The sequence below is a fragment of the Niveispirillum sp. KHB5.9 genome, from assembly GCF_048066115.1.
Taxonomy (GTDB): domain Bacteria; phylum Pseudomonadota; class Alphaproteobacteria; order Azospirillales; family Azospirillaceae; genus Niveispirillum.
Genome location: NZ_JBLTYX010000012.1, coordinates 39,923 through 53,852 on the forward strand (window position 1 = coordinate 39,923; position 13,930 = coordinate 53,852).

A 13,930-nucleotide genomic window follows, 5' to 3' on the forward strand; every position below is an offset into this window, starting at 1 on the left:
TGATGATTGCTCTTTTGGGCTGTGCGCCTGAGTTAGTGCAGACCCCGCCAATCGCTTGGCGTCTGCGGAGGCAGTTGATTGAGACAGAGTCTTCGCTGCGAGTTGGGTCAGCGAAGGAGAGGTTTCACGGCTACCAGGCATAGAAAATCTCCAAAACCTAGCTACTGAGTTCTTTAATTTTACCACATCTAGCGTCTCTGAGAAGGGAGCAGATTCATGGCCTATTCCGCTGTCGGGCTGTGCGCCCGTGCGCTTTTGAAGATCGGGGCCAACCCGATCACTTCCTTCCAGGACGGCACGGCCGAAGCGGAACTGGCTGCCGCGCTCTATGCCCCCACCCGTGATGCGTTGCTGGCAGCATATGGTTGGAGCTTCGCCACGAAGCAGACCGCCCTGGTGCGGCTGGCAGCACCCCCGCCCGCCGACTTCGCCCATGCTTTCGCCCTGCCGGATGATTTCCTGCGGGCACTGTCGCTGGGCACCGGTGGGCGGGGGCGGGGCTTGTCCTACCGTATCCAGGGCACCGGCCTGCTGGCCGACGCGCCCGATGTCACCCTGACCTATGTGGCCCGTGTGGCTGAAGGGGCGTTTCCCGCCTTCTTCGACGCGGCCCTGATCGCCCGGCTGGCGGCCGAGTTCTGCGTGCCGCTGACGGAGAACACGGGCCGCGCCGAAACCCTGCTGAAGCAGGCGGAGGCCGAGTTCCGCCGAGCGCGTCTGACCGACGTGTCGCAGGACAGCCAGCCCGGCCTGGAGGATTTCACCCTGATCGAGGCCCGCCTGTCATGACCCGCCTGAAAAGTGTGAAGACCAGTTTCACCGGCGGCTGCGTCAGCCCCGACCTGCTGGGCCGCGGCGATCTGGCCGCGTTCGAGAATGGGGCGCTTACCCTGACCAATGTGCTGATCGAACCCACGGGCGGCATCACCCGCCGGCCGGGCACGGGCTTCATCGCGCATGTGCCGGGGCCGGGCCGCCTGATCCCCTTCATCTTCAACACCGAACAGACGCATCTGCTGGTGCTGACCGACCGGCTGCTGTCGGTCTTCGGCAATGACCAACTGCAGGCAACGCTGCCCACGCCCTGGACCCTGGACCAGCTTTCCAACCTGAACTGGGCGCAGAGCGGCGACGTGCTGCTGGTCTGCCATCCCGATGTCGAACCACGCCGCGTCAGCCGGCGCGGACCCGGCCAATGGACGCTGGAGCCCTGGGTGTTCGCGGAGGAGGAGGGGCGGCCGCGCATCCCCTTCTACCGCTTCGCCGACCCTGCCATCACGCTGACCCCCTCGGGCGTCACCGGCCGGGTACGGCTGCGCGCATCGGCCCCGGTCTTCACGCCCGACCATGAGGGCGCCCCCTTGCGCATCCATCGCAAGCCGGGCCGCATCGCGGCGGTGCGCTCCACGACAGAGGCCGAGATCGATCTGGCCGACAGCCTGCCCCACACCAACCCGACCCCGGATTGGGACGAGGCGGCCTTCAGCCCGCAGCGCGGCTGGCCCACCTCCGTGGCCTTTCATCAGGACCGGCTGGTGGTGGGCGGGTCGCGCGATCTGCCCAACCGGCTCTGGCTGTCGAAATCGGGTGACCTGTTCAATTTCGACCTGGGCGAGGGGGAGGATGACAGCGCCATCGAATTCGCCATCCTGTCGGATGAGGTGAACCCGATCCGTGCCGTCTATTCCGGCCGTCATTTGCAGGTCTTCACCACCGGCGGGGAATGGGCGGTGACGGGCCAGCCTTTGACCCCCACCGCCATCCGCCTGGACCGCCAGACCCGCATCGGCAGCGTTCCGGACCGCAATATTCCGCCGCAGGAGATCGATGGCGGCACCCTGTTCGCCGCCGGCGACGGGTCGATCCGCGATTTCCTGTGGACCGATCTGGAACAATCCTATTCAGCCGCCGACTTGACCCTGACCACGCGCCCCATCCTGCCGGGCACTGTGGAACTGGAGTATGACCGAAGCCGCCGCCTGCTGCTGGCCGTGCAGTCGGACGGCACACTGGCCGTGCTGACGCTCTATCGCAACGAACAGATCCGCGCCTGGACCAGGCTGGAAACGGCGGGACGCATCCTGTCCGTGGTCCATGTCGGCCGGCATCTCTACTGGCTGGTGGACCGCGACGGTCGCACGGGCGTGGAGGTCTGGGACGACGCCCTGCATGTCGATGCCGGCCTGTCGGGCTCTGTCGAGGGCGGCACCAGCCGCTGGGCCGGCCTGGATCATCTGGATGGGCGGCAGGTGGCGGTGCTGGCCGATGGCGCCATCACCCAGACGGCCCCCGTGGCCGCCGGCCGCATCCGTCTAGCCCGACCGGCGACGACGGTGCAGGCCGGCCTTTCCTACACCCATGCCATCGAACCCATGCCGCCCAACCTGCTGGCGGCTGAGGGACAGGGACGGCGTGCGCGCCTGCTGGCGGTGACCTTCCGGCTGAAGGATACGCCCGCGTTGCGCGCCGACCTGGGGCAGGGGCCGGTGGACGTGCCGCTTCGGCGCGCCGCCGGCCCCGCGCTGGCCGACGATCCCGCCCCCGCCTTCACCGGCGACCGGCGGCTGACCAGCCTGGGCTGGGCCGCCAGCCGCGCCGGTCCGCCCTGGCGCATCGCGGAGGAACGGCCGCTGCCCTTCACGCTGCTGTCCGTAACCCATGAGATGAAGGTGAACGAATAATGGGCGGCATCACCACCCCGGCGCTGACCCTGCTCAGCGCCTCGGCCCCCGGCGCCAGCCTGATCGGCGGCTTGGCCGGCATCAACAGAGATCGTCGCCGGGCCGAGGATCTGCTGGGCATCACCAGCTCCCGCCGCAAGAAACGCGAGCGCGAGGTTCTTGACGCCGAACAGGCGGCCGACAGCGCCGACCTTGCCGCGCGTCAGACGGCCGACCTGGACGACCTGCGCCAGCGCAACGCCCGCACCGCCGACCGCATCCAGGCCGAAGGCGAGATCACCGACCGCAACCGCCGCCGCGCCCTGCGCAATGAGACGGGGTCGATCCGCGCCCAACTGGGCGCCCAGGGCATCGGTTCCGCCGACGGTTCCGGAGAGGCGGTGCTGTTGGGCCGGGAACGTGCGGCGGAACAGGACCGCCAGGACGCGGCCCGGCTGGACGCCTTGAAGCTGGCCGGCCTGTCCGACGAGGAAGCCGCCCTGAAACGCCGCAACCTGCTGGACCTGACCCGCCAGCAGGAACGCCAGCGCCTGGAGCGGCTGGCGCGGGGTTTGTGAAAGCAGCCCCCTCCCGTAGGTCAGGTCGAGCGAAGCGAGCCCTGACATTCATCGGCACCGTCGCTTGTCAGGGCTCGGCTGACGCCTCGACCTGACCTACGGCTCCTCACCAATTCACCACGAGGCCCCCATGCCCACCGCCCCCATCCCGGCGGCCAGTCCCCGCGCGCAATTCGTTGCCGATGGGGTGGCCAGCCGTTTCGCCTTCGCCTTTCCCATCTACAGCCCGTCCGACCTGTCGCTGCATCTGGATGCCGCCCCCTGGACCAGCGGTTATGCGCTGGAGGGGCTGGGCGATCCGGCGGGCGGGGCGGTGCAACTCGATACCGCCCCGCCCGCCCGCACCATCGTCACCATCGAACGCCGCGTGGCGCTGGACAGGCAGGCGGATTTCCTGGAAAGCGGGCCGCTGGCGGCGAAGAGCCTGAATGAACAGCTGAACCGCCTGACAGCCATGGTGCAGCAGCTGGCCGCCGACCAGGCCCGCATGTTGCGGGCCTCGGCCACCGACCTGCCGGCGTCGGGTCTGCTGCCCGACCGGGCGGTGCGGGCAGGGGCGGCGCTGGGCTTCGATGCGGCGGGCAATCCCATGGCCCTGGCCCTGGAAAGCCTGCCCGCATCCGGCACCGTCGCCGCGCACGGGGCCGGTGCCGTCACCCGTGCCGTGGCGGACAAGCTGCGCGATCTGGTGACAGTGCGCGATTTCGGTGCCGTGGGGGACGGGGTGACGGACGATACCGCCGCCATCCTGGCCGCCTTGGCCGCCCATCGCTCCGTGTTCCTGCCCGCCGGGACCTACCGCACCTCGGCCCCCATCACGCTGGGCTATGGCCAGACCCTGTATGGGGAGGGGGAGGGTTCGGTCATCCAGGCCCGCGCCGACGCCTACGACCCCGTGAACCTGCCCACCTACCCCAGCGCTTTCAACGCCGTGGAACTGGTGGATGGCTACGCCACGCTGCGCGACCTGCGCATCGTCGGCGGTGCCTCCGGCGTGAAGCTCTATGGCCGCGACGGGCCGTCGGTGAAGAATGTCGTGGAGAACCTGTCCATCTGGGATGCGGTCAACGGCATCGTCCTGGATGGCTATGACGACACCAACCGCCCCTGCTACTGGAACCACATCGCCCGCGTGCTGGTGGCCCGTCCCGCGGCGCATGGCGTGCTGCTGACGGTGGAGGGCGATGGCGACACGCCCAATGCCAACAAGTTCCAGGATGTCCGCGTCTACAGCCTGTCGGCCCCGCTCAGCGGCTGCGGCTTCTTCATCTCCGCCGGGCGCTTCAACAACAGCTTCACCGATTGCGAGGCCAACCTGCATCCGGGCGGCCAGGCCTGTCTGCGGCTGGGGGCGGCGACTGACCAGAACCTGATCGTCAATTTCTATGCTGAGAGCCTGGGTGCGCTGCCCGGCATCCGCATCGACAATGGCAGCCAGAATACCAGCATCGTCAACCTGTTCAGCGCCACGGGCGGCCAGCCGATCTGGGACACCTCTGCCGCCCGCGCCTATACCACCATCAACGCGGGATATCCGCTGCGCAACCTGCTGAAGGAAACCCATGTCACCGACCTGCGGGTCGAAGGTTTCAGCGTCGATACCAACTATGTCGAACCAGTCGACGGCGGGATGGTCGATGCCGACCTGACATCGACCACGCATCTGGTCTCGGCCTTCGGTGGGGCGGTGGAATTCCGCCTGCCCAAGGCCGACACGGCCAATGGCCGCATGCTGACGGTGAAGAAGACCGACAGCTCCGCCCACCCGGTCACCGTCACCGAACTGGGCGGGCCGGGGCCGGACGGCCGGCCGGTGATCCTGTCCTCGCGCTACGACCATCTGAGTGTCGTGTCCAACGGCGCCGGCTGGTGGGTGACGGCGCGCACCGGCCAGCCGCGCAATGCCGAATTCCGGGACGCGGGCGGGCTGTTTGAACCCGACCTGATGAAGGACCTCTATCTGGTCAGCGGCGGGGACGGGGCCGTGGAGGTGCGATTGCCCAGCCCGTCCGCCACCCAGGCCGTGGGACGGCGCGTCACCATCAAGAAATCCGATCCTTCCGACGGCATGGTCACCGTGACGGCGGCCACGGGCACCGGCCCCGATGGCCGTGTCTGGCAGCTGGCCAAGCAGCATGAACAGGTGACGGTGTTCTCCAACGGGTCGGGCTGGTGGGTGACCGCATCCAGCCGCCCGCCGGCCACCATCCATTTCCACGAGGCGGCGGGCCTGTTCCAGCCCGACCTGGGGGCGGAGCATTATCTGGTCTCATCCTTCGCCGGCCCGGTGGAACTGCGCCTGCCGGCCCCGTCAGCTGCCAATAGCGGCACGCGCCTGTCGGTGAAGAAGACCGATCCGTCCACCAATGCCGTCAATGTGACCAGCGGTGACGGCAGCGGCGGCCCCGATGGTGGGCCCAAGGCGCTGGCCGCGCAGTTCGACGGGTTGATCCTGCTGTCCAACGGCGCTGCCTGGCACATTATCGGGCGCACCTGATGGTGGTTGACGATGACAAGGAAGGCTTCATCGCCTTCCTGGAACGCTGGAACACCGAACAGGGGATGGCGACGCCGGCCCTGCATAGGGATATGGCCGACTGGCTGGAGGCGCGCTGGCGGGCGGGGTCGAAGGAACTGCTGCTGCTGGCCTTCCGCGACAGCGGCAAATCCACCCTGGTCGGGCTGTTCTGCGCCTGGCTGCTGTATCTGGATGCCAACCGGCGGGTCATGGTGCTGGCGGCCGACAACCATCTGGCCAAGAAGATGGTGCGCACGGTCAAGCGCATCGTGGAGCGTCATCCGCTCTGCCTGGGCATGAAGCCCGCCAAGCCGGAACTGTGGGGGGCGGAGGAATTCGCCATTGCCCGCGACAAGGTGGGGCGCGATCCGTCGATGCAGGCCAAGGGCATCACCGCCAACGTCACCGGCAGCCATGCCGATATCGTCGTCTGCGACGATGTCGAGGTGCCCAATACCTGCGACACGGCGGAGAAACGGTCGGAACTGCGCGAGCGTCTGGCGGAAATCGCCTATGTCCTCTCCCCCGGCGGCACACAGCTCTATATCGGCACGCCGCACAGTTTCCAGTCGATTTACAGCCTGCGCGCCTGTGTGGAGGAGGGGGAGGAGGCGCCCCTCCTGGACGGGTTCGAACGGCTGGAAAAGCCGGTCTATCAGCCCGATGGCAGCAGCGCCTGGCCCGAGCGGTTTTCCCTGGAGGCGATCGAGCGCATCCGCCGGCGCAGCCCGGTCAACAAGTTCATCAGCCAGATGCTGCTGACGCCGGTGTCGCTGGAGGATGGGCGCCTGGATGCCGACAAGCTGGTTGCCTATGACTGGGCGCTGGAACGGCCGAAACTGGCAAAGCCCGACTTCCGCCTGGGTCCCCACCGGCTGCGGACCTTGCGCGTCTGGTGGGACCCGGCGCTTGGCCTGCGCGACAAGAAGCGGCGCCGGGCCGGGGACGGGTCGGTGGCGGTGCTGCTGGGGGAGGATGGGGAAGGCCGCTTCTTCATCCACCGCGCCCTGTACCTGACCGTGCCGAAAGGGTCGGAACTGGCGGCGGGAGAGGCGCAGTGCCGGGAACTGGCCATTATGGTGGCAGAGACGGGCGTGGGTATCCTCCATCTGGAGGTCAACGGCGTCGGCGCCTTCCTGCCCGAAACCCTGCGCAAGGTCCTGAAGGAACGGGGCCTATCCGGCGTCTCGGTGATCGAAGAACGATCAACCCGGCCCAAGGTGGACCGCATCCTGGGTGCTATCGACGCCCCCCTGCATGCCAGCCTGCTTTACGCCCATGACAGCGTCGTGGCCGGTCCTCTGGGCCGGGAGATGCGGGAATGGCGGCCGCGCGGGCGGGGCCATGATGATGGGCTGGATGCCCTGGCCGGCGCCATTGCGGCCTGCGCGCGCCAGCGCCCCGACCACACCACCCGCGCCGGCCCGGTGATGGCCCAGACCGATTTCGATCCCCTGACATGAATGGAGAATGACTGATGACCCGCCCAATACTGGTCCCCGAACCCGACCGCCCCGCGACCTTGCCGCCCGATGCCGGACTGGACGCGCTGGCCCGCGCCATCTGGGCGCATGGCCATGATCGCGGTGTGCGCGCGATGGAGGCGCTGGCCGCCATGGCGGTGAATGCCCGCCACCGGTCGCCGGGCCGGTCGCTGCTGTCGGTAGCGCGCGATCCCGCCCTGTTCGCCGCCTGGGACCCGGCCGACCCGCGCCACGGCCCGATGCTGGCGGTGGAAGCCGGCGACGCGGGGTTCGCCGCCGCCTTGCGTGTGGCGCGCCGCGCCGTGGCGGGGCCGGACCGGATCGTGGCCGGTGCCGATCGTTTCCTGGACGAAGGGGCGGCCCTGCCCGACTGGGCCGCCAGCCGCACGCCCGTGGCGTTGCTGGCGGGGTTCAGTTTCTACCGGACCTGATGGTCAGTGGCTTTCCAGCCAACTCACCGTCAGGCTGGCCAGCGCCTCCGCCCCGATGGTCAGGCTGCTCTCATCCACCTTGAACAGAGGCGAATGGTTGGACGGCACCTTGTCCAGCCCCACATCCGGCGATGTCGCCCCGACCCAGAAGAAGAAGCCGGGGATCTTCTTCTGGAAGAAGCTGAAATCCTCCGCCCCCGTCGTCTTGCTGCCGACCACCAGCTTGCCCGGCCCCGCCACCTGCTGCAGCACGGGGGCGGCCCAGCCGGTCAGGTCGCGGTCATTGTCGGTGACGGGGTATCCCGTCTCGATGCTGACCTCCGCCGTGGCTCCGGCACTTTCGGCGATGTTGGTGGCCACCTGCCGGATGCGGGCATGGACCTCTTTGCGCATCTCCTCGTCGAAGGTGCGGATGGTGCCGACCATCTCCGCCTTGTCGGGGATGATGTTGGACCGCACACCGCCATTCAGCGCACCCACCGTCACCACGGCCGGTTCCTTGATCACTTCCATATTGCGGCTGACGATGGTTTGCAGCCCCACCAGGATCTGGGCGGAGGTCACCAGCGGATCGACACCCGTCCAGGGCCGCCCGCCATGGGCCTGCCGCCCCTTCACGATGATCTTGAACGTGTCCGCCGCCGCCATGGCCGGACCGGGGCGATAGGCGATGGTGCCGGCATGATAGGCCGAGCCCAGATGCAGGCCGAAGATCGCCTGCGGCTTGGGCTCGCTCTCTAGCACGCCCTGCTTGATCATCAGTTCGGCCCCGCCCTCCTCGCCATCCGGTGCGCCTTCCTCGGCCGGCTGGAAGATGAACTTCACCGTGCCCGGCAGCTCCGCCCTGCGCTTGGCCAGCAGCTCCGCCACGCCCATCAGGATGGCGACATGCCCGTCATGGCCGCAGGCATGCATGACGCCCACCTCCTGGCCATTATAGGTAGTCTTCACCTTGGACGCGAAGGGCAGGTCCACCTGCTCCGTCACCGGCAGGGCATCCATGTCGGCGCGCAGCGCCACGACCGGGCCGGGCTTGGCCCCCTTCAGCACGGCGACGACCCCGGTATGGGCCACCCCGGTCTGCACCTCCATCCCCAGCTTCTTCAGATGGTCGGCCACCAGTTTGGCCGTCCGCGTCTCGCGGTTGCCAAGCTCCGGGTGCTGATGGATATCGCGCCGCCAAGCCAGTATCTTGGGCTCCAGCGCCTTCACGTCCGCCTTCACATAGGCCGGCACGTCCGCCGCGCCGGCCCCCGGTGCCAGCAGGGTCAAAACCGCCAGACCGCCCAGCAGCAACTTCCTCGTCACGCCCGCCATCACGGCCCCCGTCAATGCGAATTGAGATAGGCCAGCGTCAGCGCGGCCATGGATTCGGCACCCACCAGCAGTCCGCTTTCATCCACCTTGAAATGCGGTGAATGGTTGGATGCCGCCTTGTCCACCGGCGTGGCCGGATCGGTGACGCCGATATAGAAGAAGAAGCCGGGGATCTGCTGCTGGTAGTAGCTGAAATCCTCCGCCGCCACGGCCTTGGGCGCCAGGCTGACCTTGTCCTTGCCGGCCACCTGTTCCAGCACGGGCACAGCCCAGGCCGACAGGGTGGGGTCATTGACGCTGACCGGATAGCCCAGATTGACCGACACCTCGGCCGTGGCCCCATGGGCAGCGGCGATGCCGGTGGCGATCTCCTTCACACGGGTGTGGATCTGCGCACGCATGCCGGCATCGAAGGTGCGGATGGTGCCGATCATCTCTACCTTGTCGGGAATGATATTGTCGCGCACCCCGCCATTCATGGCCCCGACCGACACCACGGCCGGTTCCTTGATCAGTTCGACATTGCGGCTGACGATGGTCTGCAAGCCGTTGACGATGGCCGACGCCGCCACGATCGGGTCGGTCCCGGCCCAGGGATAGGCGCCGTGCGTCTGCCGCCCCTTCACCACGATCTTGAATTCGTCGGACGAGGCCATGGCCGGGCCGGGGCGGTACGACACCTCGCCCGCATGCGCATCCGACCCGACATGCAGGCCAAAGATCACCTGCGGCTTGGGGTCGCTGGACAGCACGCCCTGCCTGACCATCAGCTCGGCCCCACCTTCCTCCCCGTCCGGCGCCCCTTCCTCGGCCGGCTGGAAGATGAACTTCACCGTGCCGGCCATCTCCGCCTTGCGCTTGGCCAGCAGTTCGGCCACGCCCATCAAGATGGCGACATGGGTATCATGGCCGCAGGCATGCATGACGCCCACTTCCTGGCCATTATAGGTGGTGCGCACCTTGGATGCGAAGGGCAGGTCCACCTTCTCCGTCACCGGCAGCGCATCCATATCGGCGCGCAGGGCAACGACCGGGCCGGGCTTGGCACCGCGCAGCACGGCGACGACGCCGGTATGGGCGACACCGGTCTGCACCTCCAGCCCCAGCTTTTTCAGATGGTCGGCGACCAGCGTGGCCGTCCGCGTCTCGCGGTTGCCCAGCTCCGGATGCTGGTGGATATCACGCCGCCAGGCGATGATCCTGTCTTCCAGCGCCTTGGCGTCCCCCTTGACGAAGGCCGGGATCGTCGGCCCTTCGGCCGCCACCCCCGCCCCGCCGGTCAACAGCAGGGCGGCCAGGGCCGCCCCCGCGCACAGGTTGCCGCGCATCGCCGCCCTTCCGCTCAATGGCTGTTGAGATAGGCGACGGTGACGGCGGCCAGCGCCTCCGCCCCGGTCAGCAGCGATGCCTCATCCACCTTGAACAGCGGCGAATGGTTGCTGGGCGCCTTGTCCAGCGGTACCTCCGGCCCCGTGGATCCGACCCAGAAATAGAAGCCGGGGATCTTCTGCTGGAAATAGCTGAAATCCTCCGCCCCGCCGGCCTTGGGCCCGATCGTGACATTCGCAGCACCGGCCACCTTCTCCAGCACCGGGGCGGCCCAGGCGGTCAGGTCGGGATTGTTGTCGGTGACCGGATAGCCCAGCTCGATCTTCACCTCCGCCGTCGCCCCCTGGCTTTCGGCGATATTCTCCGCGATCTCCTTGATGCGGCGGTGGATCTGCTCGCGCATGGCGGGGTCGAAGGTGCGGATGGTGCCGATCATCTCCGCGCTGTCGGGGATGATGTTGTTGCGCACGCCACTATGGATGGCGCCGACCGACACCACCGCCGGCTCCTTGATCAACTCGACATTGCGGCTGACGATGGTCTGCAGGCCGGTGACGATCTGCGACGCGGTGACGATCGGGTCGGTGCCGGCCCAGGGATAGGCGCCGTGCGTCTGCCGCCCCTTCACCTTGATATGGAAACTGTCGGCCGCCGCCATGGCGGGCCCGGAACGATAGCTCAGCGTGCCGGCACGCCCGGCGGAGAACAGGTGCAGGCCGAAAATGGCGTCCGGCTTGGGGTCCTTGGTCAGCACCCCTTCCTTGATCATCAGCTCGGCCCCGCCCTCCTCACCTTCCGGCGGGCCTTCCTCGGCCGGCTGGAAGATGAACTTGACGGTCCCCCGCAGCTCCCCCTTGCGCTTGGCCAGCAGCTCCGCCACCCCCATCAGGATGGCGACATGCCCGTCATGGCCGCAGGCATGCATGACGCCCACATCCTGGCCATTATAGGTGGACTTCACCTTCGACGCGAAGGGCAGGTCCACCTGTTCCGTCACCGGCAGCGCGTCCATATCGGCGCGCAGCGCCACGACCGGACCGGGCTTTGCCCCCTTCAGCACGGCGACGACCCCGGTATGGGCCACTCCGGTCTGTACCTCCATGCCCAGCTTCTTCAGATGGTCGGCGACCAGCTTGGCGGTGCGGGTCTCGCGGTTGCCCAGCTCCGGATGCTGGTGGATATCGCGCCGCCAGGCCACGATCTTGGGCTCCAGCGCCTTCACGTCGGACTTGATATAGGCGGGGATGTCGGGTGCAGCGGTGGCCGCCGTCTGCGCATGGGCCCCCGGCACCAGCATCGGCAGCACCAGTGCCGCCAGTAACCCCAAACGTCCCCGCTTCATCATCGTCCGACCCGCGACCCGCATTTGCTTTTCTCCGCATGGATGCTTGTTTGGGGCAGGAGGGTGACAGGAGGCTGGGATGGGCGCAATGGGGTTGGTGGGTAAGAAGGGGTTGGGATTGTTTGGATTTTGGGGCTATTCGCTGATAGCAGAGACGCTTACATTTCCATCAGTTTTGCAAGATTTAGTTGTAAAATACAAAACATTATCCTTAATATGATTTGGCTCGTCGTGTTATCGAGCAATCATTTCCGCTAATATTTCCTTTCTCCTCTCTGTCATTTTTCTGGCGAGTTCTTGGATGACGGCTGGCAATTTTTCATGACCTCCCGAGCCATCATAGTAAATCATCGAAGTCTTTCTGAGTTTTTTCATTATGGAATCGACACTTTTGTCTGATTTTTCTGGGGTAAACAAATAATGTGGGCGAGATTTGGGGTATTTCGTTGCATACATTTCAAGTATGGAGGAGACGGCCGGATCATTCATTGAAAATCCGATGAATAAAACCGTAAAATTTAATAGAATGGATTCTAAAAAAGAATTATAGTGAAAATTCCATATTGCCTTCCCAATGTATTCGGATTTTGTAAAAATTATCGATTCGGATCGGTCAATGCTTCCGTGTAGTTTTATAATATAGTTTCTATCATGATCTTTTAGTGCTCGGAAAGCATCTTCTTCCACTGATTGTAGGGTTATAAGAGAAAATCTAGTATCATTTTTAAAAGTTTCATATGCTCGCTCTAGGAGTTTATCAAAGTTTGTTGTTATTATTATTCTCTGATTAAGATCTAAGATAGACTTATGCAATGGGGAGGGGTCAGCATTTTGAGAAAACTCCGCCATGAGAATGGATTCCCATTCTTCAGACATAGAGGATTTGAGTAATTCGCACGCCAATAGTAAATCATTTGACTTTATTAGTTTCTTCGCAGTCTTCTGGATTGATTTAGGAGCCTTTGTACAAACTTTCTCCAGAAAATCTGTCCATCCAGAAATCCGATTTCCGGTAGTGGTGACGGCACTGGCAGAAACTCCTGCGCCAAGGAAGAGTGCAACTCTTCCTCTGGCAAGATCATCGACCAAATCTTGATTGAAATTATGGATAGACATTTGATTAATCTGCAATAAGGTTCTGGCCAAATCTCCTGGCAATTTCTCTATATATATCGCGTGCTTGTTTTCGCAACTGTGTGTAGCTTCCTTTTCCTCGAATGGAGATCATTGGCGTATGTTGGCTTTGTGACATTGGGGCAAGGGAACCAAGATGCCTGATATTTCCAAGATGAGGGTTAATCTTAGTCTTTTTATAGAACGACTTTAGGCTGTCTGCAATTTCGGCGGGAAATTGAGCATTGATGTCTTCATATGCCTGTACAATCCTTTTCTTTTTTACGCTCGAAAACTCAACCTCAATCTCTGTTTTGCCGTTTTCTTCAGTTTCGATAAAAGTGATATCTTCCTCTAATTTGGCTCTTTCTTTGTGCTGTTGAGTAACGTAGCCGAGGAATCTTAGCGAAGACAATTTTCCGGAATCTGGAAGCTCAGATGGATCTTCTGCTAACGTAATCCCAGTGCGTAACTCTTTCTGCCAATGGGCTACAGTAGTGCCAATGTTTCGTACAGCCCAACGGGAAAAAATGTCTATAGACATAGGCACAACAAAACAATCTACGGCTAGTAATATGGATCTATTAATCGCGCCTAAAGACGGTCCCATATCGAAGAAGACGAAATCGTATCCCATGTCCTTCGCCTTGTTAACCACATCAGCAAAGACGTAGGTTGTACGGATTCCTCTCATCCCTCCGCCTTTGGCGTCACGCCAGTCATTTGCAAGTAAATCCTCTTGAAGTGCAAGACGAGGATCGCCGATTATGACGTCAAATCCAAAATTTTTCGAACCGCGAACGGGTAGTACACTTTCATATCCTTTTCCTAAAGCCAACGGTCGTATAATACTATAAATACTGCCAAAATCACCGTTAACCTCACTATATATATCAAATGATTCTTCTTCTTCGAGAACGTATTGGGTTAAATTACATTGTGGGTCAGCATCAATGACCAAAACTTTCATGCCAAAATTTAGAGCCAATTCCGCGGCTAAATTTGCGACCAATGTCGTCTTTCCGACACCGCCCTTATTATTGAAAAAACAAATCGCTGTTGGTCCATGCGCCTTAATTGCTTCTTTTATTGATGTGTCCAATTTGGTGAGAGGGTTAACGGGCTTTGTTGCACGTCGATTCCTAATCGGCATGTCTA

General features: G+C 63.6%; 11 protein-coding genes. 6 read left to right on the forward strand and 5 right to left on the reverse strand.

The genetic code is table 11. From position 1 onward, the window contains the following. Positions 1-216 precede the first annotated feature (216 nt). The 6 genes from ACM9HJ_RS18925 to ACM9HJ_RS18950 all read left to right on the forward strand — a co-directional run bounded on the left by ACM9HJ_RS18925 (position 217) and on the right by ACM9HJ_RS18950 (position 7,671). Complete coding sequence (locus tag ACM9HJ_RS18925; RefSeq protein WP_416573321.1) at positions 217-789, forward strand: hypothetical protein; 573 nt, start codon at positions 217-219, stop codon at positions 787-789. Continuing rightward, entirely contained in the window at positions 786-2,681 is a 1,896-nt protein-coding gene (locus ACM9HJ_RS18930) for a hypothetical protein (RefSeq protein WP_416573322.1), read from the forward strand. Before ACM9HJ_RS18925 ends, ACM9HJ_RS18930 begins: the two co-directional genes overlap by 4 nt. Continuing rightward, the gene (locus ACM9HJ_RS18935; RefSeq protein WP_416573323.1) at positions 2,681-3,238 is read left to right on the forward strand and encodes a hypothetical protein; all 558 of its coding nucleotides are present in this window, start codon (positions 2,681-2,683) and stop codon (positions 3,236-3,238) included. The genes ACM9HJ_RS18930 and ACM9HJ_RS18935 overlap by 1 nt, the downstream gene beginning before the upstream one ends. Before the next feature lie 130 nt (positions 3,239-3,368). Beyond that, entirely contained in the window at positions 3,369-5,735 is a 2,367-nt protein-coding gene (locus ACM9HJ_RS18940; RefSeq protein WP_416573324.1) for a glycosyl hydrolase family 28-related protein, read from the forward strand. After that, positions 5,735-7,219: a phage terminase large subunit gene (gene terL / locus ACM9HJ_RS18945; RefSeq protein ID WP_416573325.1), complete on the forward strand. Its 1,485-nt coding sequence runs from the start codon at positions 5,735-5,737 to the stop codon at positions 7,217-7,219. Before ACM9HJ_RS18940 ends, terL begins: the two co-directional genes overlap by 1 nt. A gap of 14 nt (positions 7,220-7,233) precedes the next feature. Then, on the forward strand, positions 7,234-7,671 hold the full coding sequence (locus ACM9HJ_RS18950; RefSeq protein ID WP_416573326.1) for a cell wall hydrolase: 438 nt from the start codon (positions 7,234-7,236) through the stop codon (positions 7,669-7,671). Positions 7,672-7,674: 3 nt separating this feature from the next. On the opposite strand, the gene ACM9HJ_RS18955 is transcribed toward ACM9HJ_RS18950, so the two are convergent. From ACM9HJ_RS18955 to ACM9HJ_RS18975, 5 genes are all read right to left on the reverse strand, one after another. After that, on the reverse strand, positions 7,675-8,979 hold the full coding sequence (locus ACM9HJ_RS18955) for an amidohydrolase (protein WP_416573327.1): 1,305 nt from the start codon (positions 8,977-8,979) through the stop codon (positions 7,675-7,677). Between the two features lie 20 nt (positions 8,980-8,999). Beyond that, on the reverse strand, positions 9,000-10,316 hold the full coding sequence (locus ACM9HJ_RS18960; RefSeq protein WP_416573328.1) for an amidohydrolase: 1,317 nt from the start codon (positions 10,314-10,316) through the stop codon (positions 9,000-9,002). A 14-nt stretch (positions 10,317-10,330) separates the two neighbouring features. Next, positions 10,331-11,683 carry an amidohydrolase gene (locus ACM9HJ_RS18965; RefSeq protein WP_416573329.1) on the reverse strand — a complete coding sequence of 451 codons (1,353 nt, stop codon included), beginning with the start codon at positions 11,681-11,683 and terminating at the stop codon, positions 10,331-10,333. Positions 11,684-11,893: 210 nt separating this feature from the next. Then, the gene (locus ACM9HJ_RS18970; protein ID WP_416573330.1) at positions 11,894-12,775 is read right to left on the reverse strand and encodes an SIR2 family protein; all 882 of its coding nucleotides are present in this window, start codon (positions 12,773-12,775) and stop codon (positions 11,894-11,896) included. A 4-nt stretch (positions 12,776-12,779) separates the two neighbouring features. Continuing rightward, positions 12,780-13,925, reverse strand: coding sequence for a ParA family protein (locus ACM9HJ_RS18975; RefSeq protein WP_416573331.1), 1,146 nt, complete (start codon positions 13,923-13,925; stop codon positions 12,780-12,782). Between the last annotated feature and the right edge of the window lie 5 nt (positions 13,926-13,930).

What these genes read in the sequence shown, in the direction of transcription:
- ACM9HJ_RS18925 (WP_416573321.1), top strand. Translation starts at nt 217, where the DNA reads ATGGCCTATTCCGCTGTCGGGCTGTGCGCCCGTGCGCTTTTGAAGATC.
- ACM9HJ_RS18930 (WP_416573322.1), top strand. Translation starts at nt 786, where the DNA reads ATGACCCGCCTGAAAAGTGTGAAGACCAGTTTCACCGGCGGCTGCGTC.
- ACM9HJ_RS18935 (WP_416573323.1), top strand. Translation starts at nt 2,681, where the DNA reads ATGGGCGGCATCACCACCCCGGCGCTGACCCTGCTCAGCGCCTCGGCC.
- ACM9HJ_RS18940 (WP_416573324.1), top strand. Translation starts at nt 3,369, where the DNA reads ATGCCCACCGCCCCCATCCCGGCGGCCAGTCCCCGCGCGCAATTCGTT.
- terL (WP_416573325.1), top strand. Translation starts at nt 5,735, where the DNA reads ATGGTGGTTGACGATGACAAGGAAGGCTTCATCGCCTTCCTGGAACGC.
- ACM9HJ_RS18950 (WP_416573326.1), top strand. Translation starts at nt 7,234, where the DNA reads ATGACCCGCCCAATACTGGTCCCCGAACCCGACCGCCCCGCGACCTTG.
- ACM9HJ_RS18960 (WP_416573328.1), bottom strand. Translation starts at nt 10,316, where the DNA reads ATGCGCGGCAACCTGTGCGCGGGGGCGGCCCTGGCCGCCCTGCTGTTG.
- ACM9HJ_RS18965 (WP_416573329.1), bottom strand. Translation starts at nt 11,683, where the DNA reads ATGCGGGTCGCGGGTCGGACGATGATGAAGCGGGGACGTTTGGGGTTA.
- ACM9HJ_RS18970 (WP_416573330.1), bottom strand. Translation starts at nt 12,775, where the DNA reads ATGTCTATCCATAATTTCAATCAAGATTTGGTCGATGATCTTGCCAGA.
- ACM9HJ_RS18975 (WP_416573331.1), bottom strand. Translation starts at nt 13,925, where the DNA reads ATGCCGATTAGGAATCGACGTGCAACAAAGCCCGTTAACCCTCTCACC.